The 26,398-nt window shown below is 59.7% G+C and carries 23 protein-coding genes and 1 other RNA gene; 12 read left to right on the top strand and 12 right to left on the bottom strand.

From position 1 onward, the window contains the following. Nucleotides 1-125 precede the first annotated feature (125 nt). The 8 genes from TU80_RS22835 to TU80_RS22805 form a co-directional block, all read right to left on the bottom strand. Nucleotides 126-1,331 carry a tyrosine-type recombinase/integrase gene (locus TU80_RS22835; RefSeq protein WP_033898248.1) on the bottom strand — a complete coding sequence of 402 codons (1,206 nt, stop codon included), beginning with the start codon at nucleotides 1,329-1,331 and terminating at the stop codon, nucleotides 126-128. Between the two features lie 173 nt (nucleotides 1,332-1,504). After that, nucleotides 1,505-1,898, bottom strand: a transfer-messenger RNA (tmRNA) gene (gene ssrA, locus TU80_RS31955). A gap of 102 nt (nucleotides 1,899-2,000) precedes the next feature. After that, the gene (locus tag TU80_RS22830; RefSeq protein WP_046382031.1) at nucleotides 2,001-2,285 is read right to left on the bottom strand and encodes a hypothetical protein; all 285 of its coding nucleotides are present in this window, start codon (nucleotides 2,283-2,285) and stop codon (nucleotides 2,001-2,003) included. A gap of 137 nt (nucleotides 2,286-2,422) precedes the next feature. Then, nucleotides 2,423-5,233, bottom strand: coding sequence for an FAD-binding and (Fe-S)-binding domain-containing protein (locus TU80_RS22825; protein ID WP_046382032.1), 2,811 nt, complete (start codon nucleotides 5,231-5,233; stop codon nucleotides 2,423-2,425). Continuing rightward, nucleotides 5,230-5,901, bottom strand: a complete 672-nt coding sequence (locus TU80_RS22820) for a LutC/YkgG family protein (RefSeq protein ID WP_057005461.1) — start codon at nucleotides 5,899-5,901, stop codon at nucleotides 5,230-5,232. The genes TU80_RS22825 and TU80_RS22820 overlap by 4 nt, the downstream gene beginning before the upstream one ends. After that, a complete protein-coding gene (locus TU80_RS22815; RefSeq protein WP_017847399.1) occupies nucleotides 5,901-7,352 on the bottom strand; it encodes a LutB/LldF family L-lactate oxidation iron-sulfur protein in 1,452 nt (483 codons plus the stop codon). Before TU80_RS22815 ends, TU80_RS22820 begins: the two co-directional genes overlap by 1 nt. After that, nucleotides 7,349-8,173 carry a (Fe-S)-binding protein gene (locus TU80_RS22810; RefSeq protein WP_046382035.1) on the bottom strand — a complete coding sequence of 275 codons (825 nt, stop codon included), beginning with the start codon at nucleotides 8,171-8,173 and terminating at the stop codon, nucleotides 7,349-7,351. The genes TU80_RS22815 and TU80_RS22810 overlap by 4 nt, the downstream gene beginning before the upstream one ends. A gap of 136 nt (nucleotides 8,174-8,309) precedes the next feature. Beyond that, the gene (locus TU80_RS22805; protein WP_017847401.1) at nucleotides 8,310-10,004 is read right to left on the bottom strand and encodes a lactate permease LctP family transporter; all 1,695 of its coding nucleotides are present in this window, start codon (nucleotides 10,002-10,004) and stop codon (nucleotides 8,310-8,312) included. A gap of 261 nt (nucleotides 10,005-10,265) precedes the next feature. Here TU80_RS22805 and TU80_RS22800 point away from each other — a divergent pair, with 261 nt between their 5' ends. Beyond that, a complete protein-coding gene (locus TU80_RS22800) occupies nucleotides 10,266-11,033 on the top strand; it encodes an FCD domain-containing protein (protein WP_017847402.1) in 768 nt (255 codons plus the stop codon). Nucleotides 11,034-11,071: 38 nt separating this feature from the next. On the opposite strand, the gene smpB is transcribed toward TU80_RS22800, so the two are convergent. After that, nucleotides 11,072-11,554: an SsrA-binding protein SmpB gene (gene smpB / locus TU80_RS22795; protein ID WP_017847403.1), complete on the bottom strand. Its 483-nt coding sequence runs from the start codon at nucleotides 11,552-11,554 to the stop codon at nucleotides 11,072-11,074. Between the two features lie 168 nt (nucleotides 11,555-11,722). Here smpB and TU80_RS22790 point away from each other — a divergent pair, with 168 nt between their 5' ends. Further along, nucleotides 11,723-12,157 carry a type II toxin-antitoxin system RatA family toxin gene (locus TU80_RS22790; protein ID WP_046382036.1) on the top strand — a complete coding sequence of 145 codons (435 nt, stop codon included), beginning with the start codon at nucleotides 11,723-11,725 and terminating at the stop codon, nucleotides 12,155-12,157. Next, a complete protein-coding gene (locus tag TU80_RS22785) occupies nucleotides 12,150-12,452 on the top strand; it encodes an RnfH family protein (protein WP_057005460.1) in 303 nt (100 codons plus the stop codon). The genes TU80_RS22790 and TU80_RS22785 overlap by 8 nt, the downstream gene beginning before the upstream one ends. 63 nt (nucleotides 12,453-12,515) lie before the next feature. Here the strand turns inward: TU80_RS22785 and TU80_RS22780 are convergent, their stop codons facing one another. Next, on the bottom strand, nucleotides 12,516-13,043 hold the full coding sequence (locus TU80_RS22780; protein WP_046382038.1) for an outer membrane protein assembly factor BamE: 528 nt from the start codon (nucleotides 13,041-13,043) through the stop codon (nucleotides 12,516-12,518). Between the two features lie 98 nt (nucleotides 13,044-13,141). Between TU80_RS22780 and fur the strand changes: the two genes are divergently transcribed. Next, nucleotides 13,142-13,546, top strand: coding sequence for a ferric iron uptake transcriptional regulator (fur, locus tag TU80_RS22775; protein WP_046385174.1), 405 nt, complete (start codon nucleotides 13,142-13,144; stop codon nucleotides 13,544-13,546). 90 nt (nucleotides 13,547-13,636) lie between these two features. On the opposite strand, the gene recN is transcribed toward fur, so the two are convergent. Next, complete coding sequence (gene recN, locus TU80_RS22770) at nucleotides 13,637-15,310, bottom strand: DNA repair protein RecN (protein WP_046382039.1); 1,674 nt, start codon at nucleotides 15,308-15,310, stop codon at nucleotides 13,637-13,639. Nucleotides 15,311-15,564: 254 nt separating this feature from the next. On the opposite strand from recN, the gene grpE reads away from it, so the two are divergent. The 8 genes from grpE (at nucleotide 15,565) to TU80_RS22730 (ending at nucleotide 26,031) form a co-directional block, all read left to right on the top strand. Beyond that, nucleotides 15,565-16,125 (top strand): nucleotide exchange factor GrpE, encoded by a 561-nt coding sequence (gene grpE / locus TU80_RS22765; RefSeq protein ID WP_017847409.1) that lies wholly within the window; start codon nucleotides 15,565-15,567, stop codon nucleotides 16,123-16,125. A 102-nt stretch (nucleotides 16,126-16,227) separates the two neighbouring features. Further along, nucleotides 16,228-18,144: a molecular chaperone DnaK gene (gene dnaK, locus TU80_RS22760; protein ID WP_017847410.1), complete on the top strand. Its 1,917-nt coding sequence runs from the start codon at nucleotides 16,228-16,230 to the stop codon at nucleotides 18,142-18,144. 316 nt (nucleotides 18,145-18,460) lie between these two features. Further along, nucleotides 18,461-19,585, top strand: coding sequence for a molecular chaperone DnaJ (gene dnaJ, locus TU80_RS22755; protein ID WP_057005459.1), 1,125 nt, complete (start codon nucleotides 18,461-18,463; stop codon nucleotides 19,583-19,585). Nucleotides 19,586-19,595: 10 nt separating this feature from the next. Continuing rightward, the gene (dapB, locus tag TU80_RS22750; protein WP_026140082.1) at nucleotides 19,596-20,402 is read left to right on the top strand and encodes a 4-hydroxy-tetrahydrodipicolinate reductase; all 807 of its coding nucleotides are present in this window, start codon (nucleotides 19,596-19,598) and stop codon (nucleotides 20,400-20,402) included. A gap of 259 nt (nucleotides 20,403-20,661) precedes the next feature. Further along, nucleotides 20,662-21,798, top strand: coding sequence for a glutamine-hydrolyzing carbamoyl-phosphate synthase small subunit (carA, locus tag TU80_RS22745; RefSeq protein ID WP_046382040.1), 1,137 nt, complete (start codon nucleotides 20,662-20,664; stop codon nucleotides 21,796-21,798). Nucleotides 21,799-21,903: 105 nt separating this feature from the next. Further along, on the top strand, nucleotides 21,904-25,125 hold the full coding sequence (carB, locus tag TU80_RS22740; RefSeq protein WP_017847414.1) for a carbamoyl-phosphate synthase large subunit: 3,222 nt from the start codon (nucleotides 21,904-21,906) through the stop codon (nucleotides 25,123-25,125). Continuing rightward, the gene (greA, locus tag TU80_RS22735) at nucleotides 25,122-25,598 is read left to right on the top strand and encodes a transcription elongation factor GreA (RefSeq protein ID WP_017847415.1); all 477 of its coding nucleotides are present in this window, start codon (nucleotides 25,122-25,124) and stop codon (nucleotides 25,596-25,598) included. Before carB ends, greA begins: the two co-directional genes overlap by 4 nt. Nucleotides 25,599-25,626: 28 nt before the next feature. Then, complete coding sequence (locus TU80_RS22730) at nucleotides 25,627-26,031, top strand: hypothetical protein (RefSeq protein WP_017847416.1); 405 nt, start codon at nucleotides 25,627-25,629, stop codon at nucleotides 26,029-26,031. A 9-nt stretch (nucleotides 26,032-26,040) separates the two neighbouring features. Here TU80_RS22730 and TU80_RS22725 read toward each other — a convergent pair whose 3' ends face one another. Then, nucleotides 26,041-26,349 carry a YhbY family RNA-binding protein gene (locus TU80_RS22725; protein ID WP_017139256.1) on the bottom strand — a complete coding sequence of 103 codons (309 nt, stop codon included), beginning with the start codon at nucleotides 26,347-26,349 and terminating at the stop codon, nucleotides 26,041-26,043. Nucleotides 26,350-26,398: the final 49 nt, after the last annotated feature.

The raw sequence follows: 26,398 nt of genomic DNA, 5'->3' as shown, positions 1-26,398 counted from the left end.
TTGGACTGCGTCTGGCGCATTACAGGCGCCAAATCGGCGCAGTTTAGCAATTCAGCCAGTACTGGAGCGATAAGATAGTGCTCGTATTAGCTTGAGGGCTCGCTGGCTGATGGGGGCGCTTGCATTCAGCGTTTTATCGAGTCCAAAAAGTCGGCCCAGATCTGCATCATTTCACGCCGCTCTGGCAAGAAGCTGGTTCGATCGTACGCACGTCCCAGCGGATTTTTTACCGTGTGAGCGAGCTGATGCTCCAAGAGATCTGGGCGAAATCCCAGCACCTCCGCACCTATGGTTCTCGCTGTCGCACGAAAGCCGTGCCCGGTCATTTCGTCGCCGCTGATGTCCATGCGGCGTAATGCGCTGAGTACGGCATTGTTGGACATCGGCCGGTCGCCTCCTCGTGCCGAGGGGAAGGCGTATCGATGTCTGCCGGTGAGTGGTTTCAGCTCGCGCAGAACAGCGATTGCTTGCTGGCTCAGGGGAACCAAATGATCCGGACGATCCTGTTTGGTGGCAGTGAGCCCTTTCATCTTGTGGCCGGGAATCAACCACTCGCCCGCATCCAGATTGACCTCCGACCACTCCATGTGGCGCAGGTCACCGGGCCGGCAGAACAGCAATGGGGCCAGTTTGAGTGCACAACAAACAGGCATTGTTCCCGTGTAGCTATCCAGTGCTTTGAGCAGTGCCCCGAGTTTTTCAGGATCGGTCACGGCAGCAAAGTGTTTCACCCGCTTGGCTGGGAGCGTTCGTGAGAGATTCCCTATCTGGTTGGGCGGGGTGATGCCGGCAGCTTCGGCGAACTCAAAAATCTGTTTGTAGATCTGGGCAACACGACGCGCCGTCTCGCGAGCGCCGCGCTTGATAATGCGCTGGAGGTTTTCGACCAGCATGGGCGTGCTGATGCTGCTAATCGGAAGTTTTCCCAGCCAGGGGAAGGCATTGAGCTCAAGGCGCTGCCGTACAGTCCGGGTGTACTCCGGGTCCCAGGAGGATTCGCGAATATTGAGCCACTGCGTGGCAACCGATTCAAAAGTGTGCTGGTGATCAAGTTGGCTGACCACCTTGGCCATGCGTCTTTGCAGCGAAGGATCTTGGCCGCTGGCAAGTTGGACGCGAGCGTCATCACGTTTGCGCCGAGCTTCCTGCAAGCCGACCTCAGGGTAAACACCAAGAGCCAGGCGTTTTTCCTTTCCCAGAAAACGGTATTTCAAGCGCCAGTAACGGCCTCCGTTGGGCTGCACTTCCAGGTACAGACCCTGTTCGTCGTATAGCCGATAGGGCTTGTCCTGGGGCTTAGCGTTGCGGCAGTTGGTGTCTTTCAGGGGCATTGGGGGCACATCCTCTCCGAGCGAGCTGATGAGCGTTTTATGCCCCCATATATGCCCCCGTCAACTGTGGGATGCCCTGGGACCAGGTGGGAAAACGCGGGCAAGAAAAAAGCCGTAAAGCTTTGATTTCTCTAGGCTTTACGGCTTTTCTGGGTCTTCCTGGGAAGACTAAATGGTGGAGCCGGGGGGATTTGAACCCCCGTCCGCCAGTACTCCGCTGTCGGTACTACATGCGTAGCCGTGTCTATTAAGTTAACCCTCAGCGACCCGACGGGCAGGGTGCTTTGGGCGAGTTGTGTAAGTTTTAGCCGCTTCGTCCACAACGTACTGCACGGCGATTCTGTTCTATATGACAATCATTTTGGGTTTACAGACATCCCCTGATGATTGCTGGACCCGAAGGTACCAGGAGGGAAGGGCTAAGGCTGCTTACGCAGCGAGAGCGTATTCCCCGTAGGTTTCGTCATTGGCAACTATAGAAAGTTGCAACAGTGGATTTACGAGTTCTGTTACCAACTCGGCATGCACCTAAAGTTTCGCGACCGGCGTCGAATCCTAAACGGCCCCGTGCTTGTAACTCGTTGTTTCTTAGTGAGTGACAAGCCTGTGCAGTGTACGCCAAACGGTCACAGAAGGCCAACCCGAAGGTTGGCCATGAGCGTCGAGGTGTTACTGATTGGCGCCTTTGTCGCTGTTCTGTAGGTCTTGCAGGGCTTTGGACGTGATCTCTATGCACCTCTTGTCATCACCTGCTGCTTGGGCGGCTTTGGCTTGAGACACGGCGGTGTCGATTTCGCCGCTTTTGCCAGTGGTGTCGGTGGCGAGCAGGGCTTTGCCGTTGTTGATTTTGTCGAGATTAATCTGACAAAGCTGGTCGGTTTTTCCGGCGGCAAACGCCGGTGAGGCCAGCATCGCAGCGGTAATGAACACGCCAGCAAGAGCGGAATGCTTCATAAGGGTATCTCCTTGCGAAAAAGGGCTCGACGCTGCTGGCGTTCAAGGGCTGCCAGCGACATCACTGATGAGCCTCGATCGCCGAGGCCTATGCAGATGACTACGTCGCCGCGCAGGGGTTCTGTTTTTGTGCAGGATTAGTGCGCCCTCGGTCGGGTTACGCGGTCCACGAGGTAGACCAGCCCGTGGTAATCGATGCCGCCATGCTGGCTCAGGCCGATCTCGCAGGTGCGGCTGGTGGAGATGCCTTCGCTGCAATATTGCACGGCGTCTTTCAGTGAGCGCAGGGAGTGGGCGTTGAGTTCCGGGGTGGTGAAGCCTTTGTCGCCGGCAAAACCACAGCAGTGGATGCCTTCCGGGATCACCACGGTTTTCGCGCAGCGGCGGGCCAGGTCGATCAGGGCCTGGCTTTCCCCGAGGTGCTGGGTGCTGCAAGTGACGTGTACGGCGATCGGTGCTTCCTGCGGTATGAAGTCGAGGCGGTCCATCAGGTGTGTGCGGATAAATCGTACCGGGTCGTACAGGTCCAGGCGTGTTTCGCCCAGGTCTTGCACCAGGCGCAGGGTGCAGGGGCTGGTGTCGCAGTAGATCGGGTCGAGGCCGCCGCGGCTGGCGTGGAGCAAGGCGCCGATCAGTTCCTGGCGCTTGTGTTCGGCCTGTTCGGCATAGCCCTTGGAGGCGAAAGGCTGGCCGCAGCACAGGTTGTCCTGGTTGTCGGGGAAGACGACTTGGTAGCCGGCTTTTTCCAGCAGGCCGCGGGTTTTGTCGTACAGCGACGTTTGCTCTTTATCGCCAGCTGCCGGGCCCATGGCGCGTGAGACGCATGCCGCGAGGTAGACCACGCGTGGCCGCTCATCGGTCACCGCCGGACTGAAGCGAATGGCTTTTTCCGGTTGCGGCATGGCGTTGGTCCATTGTGGGATTTGTCCCTTGGACAACTTGCTCACTGTGGCCGACAACTTGGCCAGGCGCGGCGCGCCCAACAGCATGCGTGCGCCGTTGGCGACGTGCAGGGTAAAGCGCGCGCCTTGCAGCGCGGTGGCGAAGTGGGTGGCCAACCATTCGGCGGTTTTCGTATGGTCGGCGTCGCGGGCCCGGAGTTTTTTCACCAAGTCGCCGGTGTTGATTCCCACAGGGCAGCGCTGGGCGCATAACCCGGTGGCGGCGCAGGTGTCGATGCCCTGGTAGTGGTAGGCCGTTTCCAGTTCAGTGGTGTCGATGCCGGCGCGTTTCTTCGCCTGGATATCGCGCCAGATCACGATGCGCTGGCGCGGGCTTAAGGTCAGGCCTTTCGACGGGCATACCGGCTCGCAGAAACCGCACTCGATACACTTATCCACAAGCTCGTCGGCGGCAGGCAGCGGCTTGAGGTGTTTAAGGTGGATCTGCGGATCTTCGCTGAGCACCACGTCCGGGTTGAGAATACCGTTGGGGTCGAGCAGGCGTTTGAGTTGCCACATCAGTTGATAGGCGTCGCTGCCCCATTCCAGCTCGACGAACGGCGCCATGTTGCGGCCGGTGCCATGCTCGGCTTTCAGTGAGCCGCCAAACTCTACGGCCACCAGTTGGGCGACGTCGTCCATGAACGCTTGGTAGCGTGCGACTTCTTCGCTGCTGTTGAAGCCTTGGGTGAACACAAAGTGCAGATTGCCTTCCAGAGCGTGTCCGAAAAGGATGGCTTCGTCGTAGTGGTGTTTGTCGAACAGCTCGATCAAACGGTTAACGCCGATGGCCAACTGCTCGACCGGGAACGTCACGTCTTCGATGATCACCGTAGTGCCGGTTTTGCGCACGGCGCCGACGGCGGGGAAGGTGTCTTTGCGGATCGCCCACAGGCGGGCGTTTTCCACCGGGTCTTCGGTGAAGTCGACCTGTTTTTCCACCGGAAACGCCGCCAGGGACGCCATGATCAGCGCCAGTTGCTCCTGGAGCAAAGAGGGCGATGCCGCACGGGATTCGATCAACAGTGCGCAGGCATTTTCCGATAGATGTTGTACGAAGGCGGGCATGCCGGGTTTGTCCTGCACCGAACGCATGCTGCGTCGGTCGAGCAGCTCAACCGCTGAGACCGGTTGGGTTTTCAGGACGGTCACCGCATTGCAGCAGGTCTCGACATCGGGGAATACGATCAGCGCCGAGGCTTTGTTCGGGTGGTCGATGACGGTGTCGTAAGTCACTGCGCTGATAAAGCCCAGGGTGCCTTCGGAGCCCACCAGCAGGTGGCTGAGGATATCCAGCGGCTCATCGAAATCCACCAGGGCGTTGAGTGACAGGCCGGTGGTATTTTTCAGACGGTATTTGTGGCGGATTTTGGCGGCCAGTTCAGCGTTTGCCCGCGTCTCCCGCCCGAGTGTGGCCAGGCGTTCAAGCAGCGCGCCGTGCTGCTGACGAAATGCCGCGACGCTGGCGGCATCTTCGGTGTCCAGGCGGCTGCCGTCGGCCAGCACCAGGCGAATCCCGGCCAGGGTGTGGTAGGTGTTTTGCGCCGTACCGCAGCACATGCCGCTGGCATTGTTGGCGACGATGCCGCCGATTTTGCAGGCGTTGATCGACGCCGGATCCGGCCCGATCTTGCGCCCGAATGGCGCCAGCCAGGCGTTGGCCTGGGCGCCGATCACGCCGGGTTGCAGGCGGATCTGCGTGCCTTGCCCACGAATTTCGCGGCCGTTCCAGTTGTCCCCCAGTACGATCAGCACCGAATCGCTGATGGCCTGCCCGGACAAGCTGGTGCCCGCTGCGCGGAAGGTCACCGGAACATGATCGCGCTGGGCCAGTTTCAGCAGCGCCACGACTTCGTCTTCCGACTCGACGCGAATCACCAGCTGTGGGATCAGTCGGTAAAAACTGGCGTCTGTGCCAAATGCCAAGGTGGAAAGTGGGTCGTCGAAGCGACGAATTTTCGGGATCAGCTGTGCGACGTCAGCAAGGAAAGCGGCAGGCAGACTCATTGGTCCTCCAGGATCAGCACCACCAGGTCCTTCGGACCGTGGGCGCCATAAGCCAGAACTTGTTCGATGTCAGCGGTCTTCGACGGGCCGGACACCAGCAGGGCATTGGTGGGCATGCCTTGGGCCCAGGCGAATTGCTGCTGGACCTGATAAAAGTTGTCGTAAATCTCGCTGGCCTTGAGCAGTGCAAAGTGTACCGGCGGCACCAGGCTCATCAGTCGCGGTTCTTCCCGCGTGGGCCACAGAATCAGGCTACCGGTGGCGGCGATGGCGCCGAGGGTCGTGGTCAGGCTGGCCGGTGTGTCATTAAACAGCTCGGCTTTCCATTCTTCCACAGGGCGGTCGTAGGCTTTGAGCTGCGGCAATTGCGGATGGTTCGACCAGTGCTCGGTGATGCGCCGCCCATGCTCGGTTGTCGGCGCGATGAGCAGGCTGGGCAGCTCGCGTTTTTGCAGCAGCTGCGCGAGTAAAGCTGGCCATTCGGCGCCGCGGGTCAGGTGGATCTCGGTATGCACCGCCTCCATCAGCTTGCGCAATTGTGCGATGCGCTGCTCTGGCGGGTAGGTGTAGATCTGTGTGACCAGGGCCTCATCGAAGTTGTCGGGCACTGGTGTTGTGCCCGTCAGGCTGTGGCGCAATTTGCCGAGGATATTTTGCTTGGCGCTCATCAACGCGCTCCCTGTTTGGCCAAATGCTCGCGTGCCAGGTCATGCAGCGAACGGGCGGCGGGTTTAGGCGCGCTATGGTTTTGCGTCCATGGCCCGACGTTGTTCGGTACGAGGGCGCGCAGGCGCGTGGCGGCGAATGTGAACAGGCGGTACAGCGTCGGTGAGCTGTGGAGCTTGGCCCAGGCGTTCCAGATGAACCGCTCCTGGCGCGAATACTTGCTGCCTTGGCCGCGCATCACGGGGTGTGGGCTATCCGGCGCTTTTACGTTCTCTTCCCGCAGACGGCGTAGCAAGGCCGGGATCGGAATTTTTACCGGACACACTTCTCCACAAGCACCGCACAACGAAGACGCACTGGGATGGTCCGGTACTTTTGCCAGGCCGACCATATGCGGTGTGATGATTTTTCCGATAGGGCCGGGGTAGACCTCGCCGTAGGTGTGGCCACCGATTCGGGTATACACCGGGCAATGATTCATACATGCGCCGCAGCGAATGCAGTTGAGCGTCTGACGCAATTCGCTGTCGGCAAACGCCTGGCTGCGTCCGTTGTCCAGCAGCACCAGGTGGACTTCTTCGGGGCCGTCGAGCTCATCGGCCTTGCGCGGGCCGGAGATCATATTGACGTAGGTGGTGATCGGCTGGCCGAGCGCGGAGCGGGTCAGCAGCGACAGTAACGGCACCACGTCGCGCAGGTTTTCCACGACCTTCTCGATGCCGGTCACGGCGATATGCACGGGTGGCACTGTGGTCGACATACGCCCGTTGCCTTCGTTTTCCACCAGCAGCAGCGTGCCGGTTTCGGCCACGGCGAAGTTGACGCCGGAGACGCCGATATCCGCTTCGAAGAACTTTTCCCGCAGCACGCGGCGACCAATCTGAATCAACTGGTCGACATCCTTGGTGTACTCCACGCCGAGTTTTTCATGGAACAGCGACGCGACCTGGCTGGCGTTCTTGTGGATCGCCGGCATGATGATGTGGGACGGCTTCTCATGGTCGAGTTGAACAATAAACTCACCCATGTCCGACTCAAGGCATTCGATGCCTTGGGCGGCGAGTACGTGGTTCATCTCCATCTCTTCGCTGACCATGGATTTGCCTTTGATCACCTGCGTGGCTTCGCGCCGGCGGATGATCGACAGCACGATCGCATTGGCCTCTTCAACCGTTTCTGCCCAATGCACGGTCACGCCGTTTCGGGTCAGGTTGGCTTCCAGTTGTTCGAGCAGGTCGGGCAGCTTCGACAGGGCGCGGGCGCGCACCGCGTTACCGAGGGCGCGCAGGTGTTCGCGTTCGTGGGCGTCGCTGAAAGACGCCGCCCGTTTGCTCATCAGGGAATCCATCGCATTGCGAAAGTTGTTTCGCAGTTGCGCGTCGCCCAGTGCCTGGTGGGCGCGGGTGCGGAAGTCTTCCGACACCTCGACGGTGGGAATCAGCGCGGCGTTCATCGTTCACCCCCGGTGCGTTGCCAGAGAAAGCTGGCCAGGTGTTGCCCGCGTAAGGCCGCCTGTTGTTTCTCCAGAGCGCCATTGATGTTCATCAGGCAACCGCAATCAGCACTCAGTACTTGATGGGCGCCGGAGTCCTGCAAGGCTCGGGTCTTGTCGGCCACCATTGCGCCGGAAATGTCTGGCATACGCACGCTGAACGTCCCACCAAAGCCACAGCATTCGCTTTCGTGGCTGTGGTCGACGCGTTCGACATTGCGCAATTGGGCAAGCAGTTCGCGGCCGTGAAGGTGGGTGTTCATTTCCCGACGCGCGGAGCACGACGTGTGCAGGGCGACCTTGACCGGCGCCCCGCTGTCGTTGAGTTGAACCTTGCACACGAACAACAGGAACTCCGCCAACTCATAAGTCCGGGCCGCGAGGGCCTGCACCTGTTTGAGGGTGTCGGGTTCGTCCTTGAAGAGGTCGGCGTAGTGCTCACGTAACATGCCGGCACAGGAGCCGGATGGCACCACCACCGGGTAGTCGCCGGCGAACAGCGCCAGTTGCGCGCGTGCCACTTGCCGGGCCTGGTCGGTATAGCCCGAGGTGTAGGCCGGTTGCCCGCAGCAGCTTTGCCCTTGGGGATAATCCACGCAGATCCCTTCGCGTTCCAGCAGGTGGATCGCGTCCATGCCGGCTTCGGGATAAAACAGATCGACCACGCAGGTGCCGAACAGGTAGACCTTCTGCGGTTTTTCGTGGGGGTATTCGCGTGGCTCGGCCAGAGGCGGCGCGACACGGGTGGCATTCGGCACGGCGTTGTAAAAAAGCTCGCTCATCAGGCGCGTTCTCCGGGTGGTCCCGGTTGTCCGTCCGTCAGGGCCGCAGCGTGTTCAGCGGCCCGGCAGAAGGGTTGTGGAGAGCTGACGCCGAAATCGCGGTTCGGCGTCGGTTATTGCGTGATTACCTGTGGTCTCAATGCACCAGCATGCCGGTGAACCAGTAGGCCTGGGCCAGTGTGATCAGCCCGACGATGGTGGCGAAAAACAGGCTGTGCTTGAGGGTGAAGCGGAACAGGTCGGATTCCTTGCCGACCAGGCCGGTAGCGGCGCAGGCCACAGCGATCGATTGCGGCGAAATCATCTTGCCGGTCACGCCGCCGCTGGTGTTTGCCGCGACCAGCAGGACGTCGTTGACACCGATCTGGTGGGCGGTGGTGGCTTGCAACGAGCTGAACAGCGCGTTGGACGAGGTGTCGGAGCCTGTCAGGAAAACCCCCAGCCAGCCGAGGAACGGCGAGAAGAACGGGAAGGCTGCGCCGGTGCCGGCCAGGACCAATGCCATGGTCGAGGACATGCCCGAGTAGTTGGTGACGAACGCGAAAGCCAGCACCATGCCGATGGACAGGATCGGCCAGCGCAGTTCGTAGAAGGTCTCTTTTAAAGTGGTAAGACCAGTTTTGATGTCGATCTTCAATACCAGCATCGAGATCAGCGCGGAAAAGAAAATCGCAGTGCCGGTCGCTGAAATCGGGTCCAGTTTGAATACCGCGGGGATGGCCGTCGGGTTGGTCACGATAGGCGCAACCTTGACCACCAGTTGGTCCAGGTGCGGGATCGCAAAGTTGAACACCCAGCTGTACATCGAGCCGCCTGCGGCGAACATCGCCTTGAAGGGCTTGAGGGTCCAGATGGTCACCAGCACGGTCAGGATCAGGAACGGCGACCAGGCTTTGAAGATTCGCCCCAGGCTGTAGGGCGAAGCGACAGTGCTGCGTGGCAGGCCGAAGCCGCCGGCGCTGGCGGTGATCGTTGCGCTGGAGGTCGCACCGGCAATCTGCGCGCCGGCGGTGCGCTTGGGTTGCCAGATTTTCAGGAACAGAGTCAAGGAAACCAGGCTGGCCAGGGCCGAGGTGATGTCCGGCAGTTCCGGGCCGATGAAGTTGGAGGTGAAGTATTGGGTGATGGCAAAGCTCAAGCCTGCCACCAAGGCGGCCGGCCAGGTTTCGCGCACGCCGCGCAGGCCGTCCATCATGAACACCAGCCAGAACGGAACGAACAGCGACAGCAGTGGCAATTGGCGACCAGTCATGGCGCCGATCTTGAACGCGTCGATGCCGGTCACTTGCCCGGCGACGATGATCGGAATCCCGAGGGCACCGAAGGCGACGGGCGCGGTGTTGGCGATCAGGCACAGGCCGGCGGCGTACAGCGGGTTGAAGCCCAGGCCGACCAGCAGCGCGGCGGTAATCGCCACGGGAGCACCAAAGCCGGCGGCACCTTCCAGGAAGGCGCCGAAGCAGAAGCCGATCAGCAGGACCTGCAGGCGTTGGTCGTCGGTGATCGACAGTACCGAGCTGCGGATGATCTCGAACTGGCCGCTCTTGACCGTCAGTTTGTAGAGAAATACCGCAGCGACGATGATCCAGGCGATGGGCCACAGGCCGTAGGCAAAGCCATAGCCGGCAGCGGCCAGTGCCATGTCCACCGGCATCTGGAAGGCAAAGATCGCCACCAGGATCGACAGCGCCAGCGTGATGCTGCCGGCGACGTGGCCTTTAAGGCGAAACACGGCCAGAGCCAGGAAGAAAAATACGATTGGAATAACGGCGGCCAGTGCGGACAGGCCGAGGCTGCCGAGCGGGCTGTAGAGCTGTTGCCAGGTTTGCATATGGGGTGGCCCCTAATTGTTGTTGGTCAGGCACATTTTAGTCGGCTTGGATAATTGGTAATACCAATTTACAGCCGCTGTTGGCTAGAGTAAAAGCCTAGGCAGGGATGTGTCAATTTGCCGCCTGCGAAACTTTGGTCTTAAGCGGGAGGGCGGGCGCTCTGATCGCATCAATCGAAGATGTTCTGATGGGTGCTGCAAGCGTTGCGATAGGCCAGAATAGAGGCCCCGGCGAGTGGTCGGGATCGTGGAGAGAGAGTTATGGGGTTTGATCAGGTGCGTCAGCGCCGTTTGTCTGACGATATTGTCGAGCAGCTTGAGGGCATGATCCTTGAGGGCACGCTGAAATCGGGCGAGCGCTTGCCGGCCGAGCGCGCGTTGGCTGAAAAGTTCGGCGTTTCGCGCCCCTCGCTGCGTGAGGCGATTCAGAAACTGGCGGCCAAGGGGTTGCTGGTCAGTCGCCAGGGCGGTGGCAATTATGTGTCTGATTCGTTGGGCTCGACGTTCAGCGATCCGTTGTTGCACCTGCTGGAAAACAATCCCGAGGCGCAGCGTGATTTGCTGGAGTTTCGCCAAACCCTCGAAGCGTCCTGTGCCTATTACGCGGCATTGCGCGCTACCGAAGTCGACCGTGAGCGGCTGACGGCGGCCTTTGAAGCGCTACAGGATTGTTACGCGCGCGACGATAAGGTCAGCCGCGCAGAGGAGGGGGCCGCGGATGCGCGGTTTCACTTGGCCATTGCCGAGGCCAGCCACAATGCTGTGCTGTTGCACACCATCCGCGGGTTGTTCGACCTGCTCAAGCGGAACGTGGTGACCAACATTGGCGGCATGTACCAGCAGCGCACGGAAACCCGCGATATGCTGATCAGTCAGCACCGGGATTTGTACCTGGCAATCATCGAGGGGCGGGCCGAGCAAGCGCGGGAAGTCTCAACACGTCATCTGTTGTATGTGCAGGAGGTGTTGGAGGAGGTACGTCAGGAAGTTCAGCGCGTGGCCCGGGCGGCGCGGCGCAAGGGCATGTAGCCAGGGGCGAAGCGCCCTAGGCTACAGCGGCGCAAGGATTATTCTTCCTTGCCCTTGTTGCGCACGGCGCGATGCAGTTCACGGTCGGAATCGCGCTCGCGCTCGGTGTCACGCTTGTCGTATTCCTTCTTGCCTTTGCCCAGTGCGATCTCGCACTTGACCAGATGCTTGCTCCAATACCAGGACAGGCAGACGCAGGCATAGCCTTTCTGCTGTACGGCGGCGGCGAGCTTGTCCAGTTCGCGGGCATTGAGCAGCAGCTTACGTGTGCGTACCGGGTCGGCAATCACGTGCGTGCTCGCGGTGGTCAGCGGGGTGATATGACTGCCGAGCAGCCATGCCTCGCCATCCTTGAGCAGCACATAGCTGTCGACCAGTTGCAGCTTGCTGGCACGCAGACTTTTTACTTCCCAGCCGGCCAGGACCAGACCAGCCTCGAACCGATGTTCGATGAAGTAATCGTGTCGCGCTTTTTTATTCTGCGCGATGGTCCCTGTGGGGTGTTTCTTTTGTTTAGCCATAGGGGCGGCATTATAGGGCGTTGCGAGCGTGTCGGCTACGGTCAACCTGCGTGCTTGAGCGTGTTGGACGAATCCCGGACAATACCGGCAGTTCTTTGGTTTTTTTCTCTCGCGGATCGGGTTGTTCTTTCGCGATGTTTGCCGCTCAGCTGTGGAAATAACGCTCACATGACGACGCATATTCAACGTTCGGCCCTGCTGCCCTATCCGGCCCAGGTGCTTTATGACCTGGTCAACGACGTGGCGCGTTACCCGGAATTCCTGCCTTGGTGCTCGACCGCCGAGGTGCTGGAAGGCAGTGATGAGCACATGGTTGCCAGTGTCGGGGTGGCCAAGGGGGGGCTCAGCCAGCACTTTGTGACACGCAATGTCCTGGTGCCGGGCAAGTCCATTGAAATGAATCTGCAGGAAGGGCCGTTTACTCAATTGCATGGTGTCTGGGTGTTCAAGGCGTTGACCGAGAAAGCCTGCAAGATCAGCCTGGATCTGTCCTTCGATTATGCGGGGCCCATTGTGCGGGCGACGTTGGGGCCTTTGTTCAATCAGGCGGCCAATACCCTGGTCGACGCATTCTGTCAGCGAGCCAAGCAACTGCATGGTTGAGATTGAAGTGGTGTATGCCGGCGTGGATCGCCAGGTGTTGGTGGCGGTCGCGGTGCCAGCGGGGACGAGCCTGCGGGCTGCGGTGCAGGCGTCGGGGATTGCTACGCACTTTCCTGAGGTGAACCTTGCTGATTGCCCGTTGGGGGTATTCGGTAAGGCAGTGCTCGACCCCGATACCTGCACCGTGCAGTCAGGTGATCGTATCGAGATCTACCGCCCGCTGCTGGCCGACCCCAAAGAAGTGCGGCGGCTGCGAGCGGCCAAGGCGGCGTTGGTCAAGCAACAGCGTTCATAGGCCGGCGAATCTGCAGGCAACAAAAAGCCCGGCATGCCGGGCTTTTTATCGAGCGCCGCAAACTTACTGCGGGCTGGTGTCCAGAGGCTGTGGCGTCGGGACTGGAACTGTTTGTACGCGGTCGACGTCTTTCTGGATCTTGTCGAGCAATGAGCCAGGCTTGGCCGGTACTTCGGATTTCGGCTTCTCGGCTTCCTGCGCAGGCGCAGTCACGTTGGTGCCGTTATCCTTGCCCAGCAAGGCTTCATCGCGGCTTACGCCGGGCATGAAATCGCCGGACAGGCTGACCAGTTGATCATTGCCATTGAAGATGACGCTGACGCGCTCCTGTTGGCGTTCACCGCCCCCAGGCTGGATGCTGTAGAGATAATCCCAGCGATCGGCGTGGAAAGTGTCAGTCAGCAGGGGGTTGCCCATAATAAACCGTACTTGCCGTCGGGTCATTCCCGGGCGTAACTGGTCTATCATGTCCTGCGTGACGACATTGCCCTGCTGGATGTCGATTTTGTAAACCCCGGGGAATGAACAACCGGCGAGTGCGAGCAGTCCCACAAAGGTGAAACTGGTTAGCAAGAGCTTGGTGTTTTGCATCGGTGGGCGACTTCCACTATCTTGGCTGGGACAACGTAAACGCCGATCATACCCGTATTAAGAGAAGCTGCGAAGCAGCATCCGCGAGAAAGCTAACCATGGTTGAAAATAGCGAACTACGCAAAGCCGGTCTTAAAGTGACTCTGCCACGCGTCAAGATTCTACAAATGCTCGATTCTGCTGAGCAGCGCCACATGAGTGCCGAGGATGTTTACAAGGCGCTGATGGAGTCCAATGAGGACGTTGGCCTGGCCACGGTTTACCGCGTGCTGACCCAGTTTGAAGCCGCGGGGCTGGTGGTTCGTCATAATTTCGACGGCGGTCACGCAGTGTTCGAATTGGCTGATGGTGGTCATCACGACCACATGGTCGACGTGGACACTGGTGAGGTTATCGAATTCACCAACCCGGAAATCGAGCGGTTGCAGAAGGCAATTGCCGAGGAGCATGGCTACGAGTTGTCGGACCACAATTTGGTTCTTTACGTACGTAAGAAAAAGTAAAAATCGACGCAGATTCGCTCTGCGGAACGATTGAAGGCGACCCCCGGGTCGCCTTCGTGCTTTCTTACAGAGAGAAAATTGCCGGTTCGGTCAGGCCTTCGCCGCCACCACCATTTTTTTCGCGTGGGCCAGGGACTCCTTGGTCAGGTCGATGCCGCCGAGCATGCGCGCGACTTCCTCCACGCGTTCCGACTTGTTCAGCTTGGACACCGCCGTGTGCGTCGCATCGCTGCCGCGTACTTTGTGTACAAACAAATGCTGATGCCCTTGGGCGGCTACTTGCGGTAAGTGGGTAACCGTCAGCACCTGGCCGCGATCCCCCAGGCGACGCAGCAGTTGGCCGACAATTTCTGCGGTCGGGCCACCAATGCCAACGTCTACCTCGTCAAAGACCAGCGTCGGAACCCGTGAGGTTTGGGCGGTGATCACCTGAATCGCCAGGCTGATCCGCGATAGTTCGCCCCCGGAGGCGACTTTTGCCAGCGCTTTGAGCGGTTGCCCTGGGTTGGCGCTGACCAGCAGTTCTACCTGTTCCAGGCCGTGGGGCTGCAGTTCGGCGCTGGTATTGCTGTGCAGTTCGATGGTGAAGCGGCCGCCGGGCATGCCGAGGCGCTGGATTTCCTGCTCGACCGCGCTGGCCAGGCTCGTGGCGGCTTGATGGCGCAGATCGCTCAGTTCGCGGGCCTTCTCTTGGTAATGGCGGGCGAAAGAAGCCAATTCGTCGCCCAGGCGCTCAATGGACTCGTCATTCGCGTTCAGGGTTTCGATTTCATCCAGCAGCTTCTGCTGCATCGTTGCCACTTCAGTCGGCTGGATCCGATGTTTGCGCGCCAGGGTGTAGATGGTGTCCAGGCGTTCTTCTATTTCCTGCAGGCGTGCCGGGTCGGCGTCGAAGTGATCGAGGAAACGGTTCAGTTCGCCTACGGCTTCTTCTACCTGGATTTGTGCACTGGTCAGCAAGGTCGTGGCTTCATTCAGCGAGCCGGACGCATTGTTTACGCTGGACAGCCGATTGAGGCTGACGGTCAGTGCATTGAGCACATTGCCCGAGTCGCTCTCGCTGCATTGCTCCACCACCTGGCGGCAAATACCCAGCAGGGTTTCGGCGTTGGTGAGGTTCTTGTGTTCCTGCTCAAGCTGTTCCAGCTCACTTTCGCCGAGGCCAAGGCTTTCGAGCTCTTCGAGTTGATAGCTGAGCAATTGGTGGCGTGCGCGTTGCTCGTCGCCGGAATTGGAGAGGCGCTCCAGTTCCAGGCGGGTCTGGCGCCAACGTTGGGCGGCGAGCTGGACCTGGCGGGCGAGGTCGGTGGCGCCGGCGTATTCATCGAGCAGGCGGCGATGGGTGTCGGTTTTGAGCAGGGATTGGTGTTCGTGCTGGCTGTGGATATCGATCAGCAGCTCGCCCAGGGCCTTCAAGTCACCCAGCGGGCAGGGCGTGCCGTTGATGTAGCCACGGGAGCGGCCTTCGGCGGTGATGACCCGGCGCAGGATGCACGGCCCTTCATTATTAAGGTCGCGCTCGGCAAGCCAGGCTTCGGCTTCGGGGATGTCCGCCAGGTCGAAGGTCGCCAGGATGTCGGCCTTGTCTGCGCCGGGGCGTACCACGCCACTGTCGGCGCGGTCGCCCAGGGTCAGGCCGAGGGCGTCGAGCATGATCGACTTGCCGGCGCCGGTTTCGCCTGTGATTACGCTCATCCCGCGATCCAGTTCGAGATCCAGATGTTCAACGATGGCGTAGTTATGTACGGACAGGTGCACGAGCATGACGGCCGCTCCCAGGCTTTAGGTCTGGTTATTTATACAGTGTTTTGTTCCAGGCTGACAATCCTGGCGCTTAGCTCGATTTGCTTGCTTCGATGTTTTTTTTAGTGCGAAGAGGAATGAATGGGTCGGAATTGATCTGGATCAGATGAAAGACTTTTGGTGACGCCCGCACCCTTGAACCTGGAAATTGTGGCCCCATATACCGGAACAGAAGCGCGAGTTGAGTTCGCGCATGATTTTGAAAGGAGAAATCTATGGCTGACGAACAGACGCAGGATACGCAAACTCCAGACGCCAATTCGGCTGCCGGTGATGAGCTGGCGACTCGTGTGCAAGTGCTCGAAGAGCAATTGGCCGCTGCGCAGGATCAATCTTTGCGTGTTGCCGCCGATCTGCAGAACGTCCGCCGCCGTGCCGAGCAGGATGTAGAAAAGGCCCACAAGTTCGCGCTGGAAAAATTCGCCGGTGATCTGTTGCCGATCATCGACAGCCTGGAGCGCGGCCTTGAGTTGTCCAACCCGGATGACGAAAACATCCGCCCGATGCGTGAAGGTATCGAGCTGACCCTGAAAATGTTCCAGGACACCCTGAAGCGTTATCAGTTGGAGGCTGTCGATCCGCAAGGCGGCGAGCCGTTCAATGCCGAGCATCACCAGGCCATGGCGATGCAGGAAAGTCATGACCTTGAGCCAAACAGCGTGTTGAAAGTATTCCAGAAGGGATACCAGCTCAACGGTCGCCTGCTGCGTCCAGCAATGGTCGTGGTCAGCAAGGCGCCTGCACCGGTTTCACCTTCGATTGATGAGCAGGCTTGAAATACGCCGCAAGGCCCCCATTTATAAGTCAAGCGTTTAAGTGCTACCGCAGTTAGCCACCACTGCTGCGGCATCCAAATTCAAGTTTCGGGAGAGTAAATCATGGGCAAAATTATCGGTATCGACCTGGGGACCACCAACTCCTGCGTCTCCGTGCTGGAAAACGGCGTTGCAAAAGTCATCGAAAACGCCGAAGGCGCGCGTACTACGCCGTCGATCATTGCTTACGCCAACGACGGCGAAATCCTCGTCGGTCAGTCGGCCAAGCGTCAGGCGGTGACCAACCCGCACAACACCCTGTACGCGGTGAAGCGTCTGATCGGGCGTAAGTTCGAGGAAGAAGTCGTACAGAAAGACATCAAGATGGTCCCTTACAAAATCGCCAAGGCTGACAACGGTGACGCCTGGGTTGAAGTGAACGGCCAGAAAATGTCGCCGCCACAGATCTCGGCTGAAATCTTGAAAAAGATGAAGAAAACCGCCGAAGACTACCTCGGTGAAGCCGTGACTGAAGCGGTGATCACCGTTCCGGCCTACTTCAACGACAGCCAGCGCCAGGCGACCAAAGACGCCGGCCGCATCGCGGGTCTGGACGTAAAACGTATCATCAACGAACCAACCGCAGCCGCTCTGGCTTACGGCATGGACAAAGCCAAGGGCGACCACACTGTCATCGTTTATGACCTGGGTGGCGGTACCTTCGACGTGTCCGTGATCGAAATCGCGGAAGTTGACGGCGAGCACCAGTTCGAAGTGTTGGCCACCAACGGCGACACCTTCCTGGGTGGTGAAGACTTCGACATCCGTCTGATCGACTACCTCGTTGACGAGTTCAAGAAAGAAAGCGGCATGAACCTCAAGGGTGACCCGCTGGCCATGCAGCGTCTGAAAGAAGCTGCCGAGAAAGCCAAGATCGAGCTGTCTTCGGCTCAGTCGACCGACGTTAACCTGCCGTACATCACTGCAGACGCTACCGGTCCTAAGCACTTGAACGTGAAGATCTCGCGCGCCAAGCTGGAAGCGCTGGTTGAAGACCTGGTTCAGCGCACCATCGAACCTTGCCGCATCGCGCTGAAAGACTCCGGCATCGAAGTGAGTGCGATCAACGACGTGATCCTGGTCGGCGGTCAGACCCGCATGCCACTGGTTCAGAAGTTGGTGACCGAGTTCTTCGGCAAAGAAGCACGTAAAGACGTGAACCCGGACGAAGCTGTTGCCATGGGTGCTGCCATCCAGGGTGCGGTACTGGCCGGCGACGTGAAAGACGTATTGCTGCTGGACGTCAGCCCGCTGACCCTGGGTATCGAAACCATGGGTGGCGTGATGACTGCGCTGATCGAGAAGAACACCACGATTCCTACCAAGAAATCGCAAGTGTTCTCGACGGCCGATGACAACCAGGGCGCCGTGACCATTCACGTGCTGCAAGGTGAGCGTAAGCAAGCGGCGCAGAACAAGTCCCTGGGCAAGTTCGACCTGGCCGAGATTCCACCAGCACCACGTGGCGTGCCACAAATCGAAGTGACCTTCGACATCGACGCCAACGGCATCTTGCACGTAGGCGCCAAAGACAAGGCTACTGGCAAAGAGCAGAAGATCACCATCAAGGCCAACTCTGGTCTGTCTGATGAAGAAATTCAGCAGATGATTCGTGATGCGGAAACCAATGCCGAGGCTGACAAGAAGTTCGAAGAGTTGGCGGCTGCCCGTAACCAGGGCGACGCACTGGTTCACTCGACGCGCAAAATGATCGCTGAAGCTGGCGACAAAGTGACTGCCGAAGAGAAGACCGCAATCGAAGCGGCCTTGGTTGCCCTAGAAGCCGCAGTTAAAGGCGACGACAAGGCTGCCATCGAAGCCAAGGTTGAGGAACTGTCGAAGGTCTCCGCGCCGGTTGCTCAGAAAATGTACGCCGAGCAAGGTCAGCCAGCTGACGGTGCCGCGCATCAGGCAGAGCCTGAAGCCAAGCACGATGATGTTGTCGATGCCGAGTTCGAAGAAGTCAAAGAGCAGAAGTAATCTGCTTGGCCGGTTGACCGCTATCAAGCGGTGACTGGTAGGATGTCGCCGCGCGGGAGCTTGCTCCCGCGTTGGCGTGTCTGGGGTATGCGAATTTTTACAGCATGCGACAAGGCTCGGATGCTGGCGGTGTGATCGGGAATGCTCCTGCTTTCCGGCGACAGTCACCGCGTTTTTGGCCGGGTCCCTGGCTGAAAGCAGTTATGACCAGGATCGTTGAATTGACGTGAGTTGGGTCCGGGCCTGTATTGGGGCTCAACGAGTTCGGCAAGGCTCAGGAGGGTCTGGCTGAACGTCCTTAAGAGTGCAAAGACTTATGGCAAAGCGTGACTATTACGAAGTATTGGGTGTGGAGCGCGGTTCCAGCGAGGCGGACCTGAAGAAGGCTTACCGTCGCCTGGCGATGAAGCACCACCCGGACCGTAATCCGGATAACAAAGAATCCGAAGAAATGTTCAAAGAGGCCAACGAGGCCTACGAATGCCTGTGTGATCCCAACAAGCGTGCGGCCTACGACCAGTACGGTCACGCCGGCGTCGACCCGAGCATGGGTGGCGGCGGTGCCGGCTTCGGCGGCCAGAACTTCTCCGATATTTTCGGCGATGTGTTCAGCGACTTCTTCGGCGGTGGCCGCGGTGGTCAGCGTGGCGGTGCCCAGCGCGGCAGCGACCTGCGCTACACCCTGGAACTGAACCTGGAAGAAGCCGTGCGCGGCACCAGCGTCAATATCCGCGTGCCGACGCTGGTCAACTGCAAGCCGTGCGACGGTTCGGGGGCCAAGAAAGGCTCCTCGCCGATCACTTGCCCGACCTGCGGTGGTATCGGTCAGGTCCGCATGCAGCAGGGCTTCTTCTCGGTGCAGCAAACCTGCCCGCGGTGCCAAGGCCAAGGCAAGATCATTTCTGACCCGTGCGATTCCTGCCACGGTGAAGGGCGTGTCGAAGAGTACAAAACCCTGTCGGTCAAAGTGCCGGCGGGCGTGGATACCGGTGACCGCATTCGCCTGTCGGGCGAAGGCGAGGCGGGGACCCAGGGTGGCCCGACGGGTGACCTGTATGTGGTGATCAATGTGCGCGAGCACTCGATCTTCCAGCGCGACGGCAAGCACCTGTTCTGCGAAGTGCCGATCAGCTTCGTTGATGCGGCCCTGGGCGGCGAGCTGGAGATTCCGACTCTGGATGGTCGGGTCAAGCTCAAGATCCCTGAGGGGACGCAGACCGGCAAGCAGTTCCGTATCCGTGGCAAAGGCGTGGCGCCGGTACGTGGTGGCGGTGCGGGCGACCTGATGTGCCGTGTCACGGTGGAAACGCCGGTTAACCTGGGTCGTCGCCAACGCGAGTTGCTCGAAGAGTTCCGCAGTTCGCTGGAGGGTGACGACTCCCACTCGCCGAAAACCACGGGCTTCTTCGATGGCGTGAAGCGCTTCTTCGGCGACTTGTAAGGAATTGAGTATGCGACGTATAGCCGTAATGGGCGCTGCCGGGCGCATGGGTAAAACCCTGATCGAAGCGGTACAGCAGCGCTCGCCGGCCTCCGGCCTGACCGCGGCGATCGTTCGCCCAGGCAGTACGCTGATCGGCGCCGATGCCGGTGAGCTGGCTTCGCTGGGGCGTATCGGGGTGTCGTTGTCCGGCAATCTGGAGCAGGTGGCGGACGAATTCGACGTGCTGATCGACTTTACGCTGCCGGACGTGATGCTGAAAAACCTGGCGTTCTGCCGCAAGGCGGGCAAGGCCATGGTGATCGGCACCACCGGCTTGAGCGCTGAGCAGAAGCAGTTGCTGGTCGAGGCGGGCAAGGATATTCCCATCGTGTTTGCCGCCAACTTCAGCGTGGGCGTGAACCTGTCGCTCAAGCTGCTGGATCTGGCGGCGCGCGTGCTGGGCGATGAGGCGGATATCGAAATCATCGAGACCCATCATCGCCACAAGATCGATGCGCCGTCGGGAACCGCGTTGCGCATGGGTGAGGCTATCGCCGATGCCCTGGGTCGCGACTTGTCGAAGGTGGCGGTGTACGGGCGTGAAGGTCATACCGGCGCGCGTGCGCGTGACACCATTGGTTTTGCCACCGTTCGTGGTGGCGATGTCGTCGGTGATCACACCGTGCTGTTCGCCACTGAAGGCGAGCGCCTGGAAATCACGCACAAAGCCTCCAGCCGCATGACATTCGCCAAGGGGGCGGTGCGTGCCGCGCTGTGGCTGGATGGGCGTGCGCCGGGTCTGTATGACATGCGCGATGTGCTGGATCTGCACTAATCAGTAGCTAAAATGGGGCCTCGGGATTATCCTAAGGCCCCGTTTTTACCCGCTAAGCGACGTCCTGTCGCATTCTCCTGCCTTTAAGGCTCATTAGCGGTGGACCAAAACAGCCTTTTTCTGTAAGCTACAGCTTTAGTGTGTCCACTAAAAGCGCGCAGAATAATTCAGTGAAGAAGCGGGGTGACGTGTCCATACGTCACTCCGCTTTTTTACAACCTGCGATCGCCCTTTCAGGCTTTATTTACGGGAGGTCTTCTTGACTAAGCCAGCCATACTCGCCCTTGCTGATGGCAGCATTTTTCGCGGCGAAGCCATTGGAGCCGACGGTCAAACCGTTGGAGAGGTGGTGTTTAACACTGCCATGACCGGCTATCAGGAAATCCTTACCGATCCTTCCTACGCCCAACAGATCGTTACCCTGACTTATCCGCACATCGGCAACACCGGTACTACGCCGCAAGACGTCGAGTCCAATCGCGTCTGGTCCGCGGGCCTGGTGATTCGTGACCTGCCACTGGTTGCGAGCAACTGGCGTAGCACGATGTCGCTGTCCGATTACCTGAAAGCCAACAACGTTGTGGCGATCGCCGGTATCGATACGCGCCGCCTGACACGCATCCTGCGTGAAAAAGGCTCGCAGAACGGCTGCATCATGGTCGGTGAGAATATCTCCGAGGCTGCGGCAATTGCTGCGGCGCAAGGCTTCCCTGGCCTGAAGGGCATGGACCTGGCGAAAGTCGTCAGCACCCAGGAACAGTACGATTGGCGCTCCACTGTCTGGGACTTGAAGACCGACAGCCACGAGACCATCGACGCTGCTGATCTGCCCTACCACGTAGTGGCTTACGACTACGGCATCAAGTACAACATCCTGCGCATGCTGGTCGAGCGCGGTTGCCGCGTGACCGTGGTGCCGGCGCAAACCCCTGCCAGCGACGTCCTGGCGTTGCAGCCGGACGGCGTGTTCCTATCCAACGGCCCGGGTGACCCTGAGCCATGCGACTACGCCATCAAGGCGATCAAGGACGTGCTGGAGACCGAGATCCCGGTGTTCGGTATCTGCCTGGGCCACCAACTGCTCGCTCTGGCCTCCGGCGCCAAGACCCTGAAAATGGGGCACGGCCACCACGGCGCGAACCACCCTGTACAGGACCTGGACACCGGCGTAGTGATGATCACCAGCCAGAACCACGGTTTTGCGGTGGATGAAACGACCTTGCCGGCCAACGTCCGTGCGACCCACAAGTCGCTGTTCGACGGTTCCCTGCAAGGCATCGAGCGCACCGACAAGAGCGCGTTCAGCTTCCAGGGCCACCCTGAAGCCAGCCCGGGCCCGAACGACGTAGCGCCGCTGTTCGACCGTTTCATCAATGAGATGGCCAAGCGACGCTGACTGAGCGGCCTGCGGGCGGCCCCGACTGTCGGTGGCCCCCGCAGGCTCTTCAAAGATTGTTCAAGACGGCTTGCCGACTGACCTGCGGATTTGAGTGACAAACCCATGCCAAAACGTACAGACATAAAAAGCATCCTGATTCTCGGCGCTGGCCCGATCGTGATCGGCCAGGCCTGCGAATTCGACTACTCCGGCGCCCAGGCCTGTAAAGCCCTGCGCGAGGAGGGTTACCGCGTCATCCTGGTGAACTCCAACCCGGCCACCATCATGACCGACCCGGCCATGGCCGACGCCACCTACATCGAGCCGATCAAGTGGCAGACCGTTGCCAAGATCATCGAGAAAGAGCGTCCGGACGCACTGCTGCCGACCATGGGCGGCCAGACCGCCCTGAACTGCGCCCTCGACCTGGAGCGCGAAGGCATCCTGGAAAAATTCGGCGTTGAGATGATCGGTGCCAACGCCGACACCATCGACAAGGCCGAAGACCGTTCGCGCTTCGACAAGGCGATGAAGTCCATCGGCCTGGCGTGCCCGCGTTCCGGTATCGCCCACAGCATGGAAGAAGCCAATGCGGTCCTCGAGACCCTGGGCTTCCCGTGCATCATCCGTCCGTCCTTCACCATGGGCGGTACCGGTGGCGGTATTGCGTACAACCGTGAAGAGTTCGAAGAAATCTGCGCCCGCGGCCTGGACCTGTCGCCGACCAAAGAGCTGCTGATCGACGAATCCCTGATCGGCTGGAAAGAATATGAGATGGAGGTTGTCCGCGATAAGAAGGACAACTGCATCATCGTCTGCTCCATCGAGAACTTCGACCCGATGGGCGTGCACACCGGTGACTCGATCACCGTTGCTCCGGCACAGACCCTGACCGACAAGGAATACCAGATCCTGCGTGACGCCTCCCTGGCGGTACTGCGCGAGATCGGCGTGGAGACTGGCGGTTCCAACGTGCAGTTCGGTATCTGCCCGAACACCGGCCGCATGGTCGTGATCGAGATGAACCCGCGTGTGTCCCGTTCGTCGGCCCTGGCCTCGAAAGCCACCGGTTTCCCGATCGCCAAGGTCGCGGCCAAGCTGGCTGTGGGTTACACCCTGGACGAACTGTCGAACGACATCACCGGCGGCAAGACCCCGGCGTCCTTCGAGCCGTCCATCGACTACGTCGTGACCAAGCTGCCACGTTTCGCCTTCGAGAAGTTCCCCAAGGCAGACGCGCGCCTGACCACCCAGATGAAGTCGGTCGGCGAAGTCATGGCCATTGGCCGGACCTTCCAGGAATCCCTGCAGAAAGCCCTGCGCGGCCTCGAAGTCGGCGTTTGCGGCCTGGACGAGAAGCTCGACCTGAGCAATCCAGAAAGCATGAGCGTGCTCAAGCGCGAGCTGACCGTGCCGGGTGCCGAGCGTATCTGGTACGTCGCTGACGCGTTCCGCGCCGGCATGACCGTCGAAGACATCTTCGGCATGAACATGATTGATCCGTGGTTCCTGGTGCAGATCGAAGATCTGATCAAGGAAGAAGAGAAGGTCAAGACCCTGGGTCTGGCCAGCATCGACCGCGACACCATGTTCCGCCTCAAGCGCAAAGGTTTCTCCGACCAGCGCCTGGCCAAGTTGCTGGGTGTGACTGAGAAAAACCTGCGCACTCATCGCCACAAGTTGGACATCTTCCCGGTCTACAAGCGCGTTGACACCTGCGCCGCCGAGTTTTCCACCGACACCGCCTACCTGTACTCCACCTACGAGGAAGAGTGCGAAGCTGCACCGTCGGGTCGCGACAAGATCATGATCCTGGGTGGCGGTCCGAACCGTATCGGCCAGGGCATCGAGTTCGACTACTGCTGCGTACACGCCGCCCTCGCCCTGCGCGAAGACGGGTACGAGACCATCATGGTCAACTGCAACCCGGAAACCGTTTCCACCGACTACGACACTTCCGACCGCCTGTACTTCGAGCCGGTCACCCTGGAAGACGTGCTGGAAATCGTGCGCGTCGAGAAGCCTAAAGGCGTGATCGTCCAGTACGGCGGCCAAACCCCGCTGAAACTGGCCCGTGCCCTGGAAGCCGCCGGCGTGCCGATCATCGGCACCAGCCCGGACGCCATCGACCGTGCCGAAGACCGTGAGCGCTTCCAGCAAATGGTCGAGCGCCTGAACCTGCGTCAGCCGCCGAACGCTACCGTGCGCAGCGAAGACGAAGCCCTGCGTGCGGCCAGCAAGATCGGCTACCCGCTGGTGGTGCGTCCGTCCTACGTACTGGGCGGCCGGGCGATGGAAATCGTCTACGAAGAAGAAGAACTCAAGCGTTACCTGCGTGATGCGGTGAAAGTGTCCAACGACAGCCCGGTGCTGCTGGACCACTTCCTCAACTGCGCCATCGAGATGGACGTGGATGCGGTTTGCGACGGTACTGACGTGGTCATCGGCGCAATCATGCAGCACATCGAACAGGCGGGCGTTCACTCCGGTGACTCCGCGTGCTCGCTGCCGCCTTACTCGCTGCCGCTGCACATCCAGGACGAGATGCGCGAACAGGTCAAGAAAATGGCCCTGGAACTGGGTGTGGTCGGCCTGATGAACGTACAGTTGGCGCTGCAAGGCGAAGACATCTACGTCATCGAAGTCAACCCGCGCGCCTCGCGTACCGTGCCGTTCGTGTCCAAGTGCATCGGTGTGTCCCTGGCCATGATCGCTGCCCGCGTGATGGCCGGTAAGACCCTGAAGGAAATCGGCTTCACCAAGGAAATCATTCCGAACTTCTACAGCGTGAAAGAGGCGGTGTTCCCATTCGCCAAATTCCCTGGCGTGGACCCGATCCTGGGCCCAGAGATGAAGTCCACCGGTGAAGTGATGGGCGTGGGCGATACCTTCGGTGAAGCGTTCGCCAAGGCCCAGATGGGTGCCAGCGAAGTGCTGCCGACCGGCGGTACTGCTTTCATCAGCGTGCGCGACGATGACAAGCCACTGGTTGCAGGCGTGGCCCGTGATCTGATCAACTTGGGCTTCGAGATCGTGGCCACCGCCGGGACCGCCAGGCTGATTGAAGCGGCGGGTCTGAAAGTGCGTCGCGTGAACAAGGTGACGGAAGGCCGTCCGCATGTGGTCGATATGATCAAGAATGACGAAGTCACTCTGATCATCAACACCACTGAGGGTCGTCAGTCGATTGCGGATTCTTACTCCATTCGTCGTAATGCCTTGCAGCACAAGATCTACTGCACCACGACCATTGCTGCTGGCGAAGCTATCTGCGAAGCGCTCAAGTTCGGTCCGGAAAAGACCGTGCGTCGCTTGCAGGATCTACACGCAGGATTGAAGGCATGATCAAATACCCAATGACCGTTCGGGGCGCCAAGGCCCTGGAAGAGGAGCACGCCCATCTGACCAAGGTCGTACGTCCAAAGCTGAGCCAGGACATCGGTACGGCCCGCGAGCTGGGTGACTTGAAGGAAAACGCCGAATACCACGCTGCCCGCGAGCAGCAGGGTATGGTCGAGGCGCGGATCCGTGACATCGAAGGCCGTATGCAGAATGCGGTCATCATCGACGTCACGACCATCCCGCACACCGGCAAAGTGATTTTCGGCACCACGGTGGAAATCGCCAATGTCGAAACCGACGAAAGCGTGGTGTACCACATCGTCGGTGAAGACGAAGCTGACTTCAAACTCGGCAAGATCTCCGTCGGTTCGCCACTGGCCCGTGCCTTGATTGCCAAGGAAGAGGGTGATGTGGTGGTTGTGAAAACGCCCGGTGGCGTGATCGAGTACGAGATTGTTGAAGTTCGCCATGTCTGAAAGGCGGCGCCCGCTTCGTGCGGGCGCCATGCTTTGGCAGTTTGCCCAGATGCTGTGGGTGGGCGGCCTGTGGTTGTTGCATATTGGCGTGTTACCGGCGTTGGGCCTGATTGGCCTGGCGCCGTTGTTGATCGATGAGATCGATGGATTACTGAGTGCGCTGCTGGTGGGTTTTGCGGCGGCGTGCGTGACGCTTCAGGCGCTGGTGCTGATCAAGGCCGAAGGCTTGGGGAGTTTGTGGCGGGATATTCGCGGCCAACTGCTGTTGATGGCGCTGTATGCATGTGCAATGTATTGCATCGTGCATGTGTGGCTGCCGGAAGCGTTGCGCTGGCAGCTATTCAGCTATCTTGTGCTAGGGTTTTCCGGCCTGGTGCTGGTGATGCAACCGGCGCCTGGGTGGAGTGGCGGGGCGCGCGAAGCACGCCCGTGACCCTTGTTGTCATTTGAAGCGATGAACGTTCGACAGTTGCTTGTTGACGCTGAAGTTCTTGCGATACAGCAGTGCCATCTTGCCGATGACCTGAACCAGGTCTGCCTTGCCAACCTTGCACAGTTCTGCAATGGCGGCCAGGCGCGCTTCGCGGTCAAGGATGTTGACCTTGATCTTGATCAGTTCGTGATCGCCCAATGCGCGTTCAAGTTCGGCTAACACACCTTCAGTCAAACCGTTGTCGGCCACGATCAAAACTGGTTTCAGATGGTGGCCAATGGATTTGTACTGTTTCTTCTGCTCTTGAGTGAGCGGCATAATCTGACCCCTGCGTCTGATCTTGTAAAAAGCGGCGGCCAGTTTACCC

Origin of the sequence: Pseudomonas veronii (assembly GCF_001439695.1) — a bacterium.
GTDB classification, from domain to species: Bacteria; Pseudomonadota; Gammaproteobacteria; order Pseudomonadales; family Pseudomonadaceae; genus Aquipseudomonas; species Aquipseudomonas veronii.
This window is presented reverse-complemented; position numbering and strand designations above follow the sequence as displayed.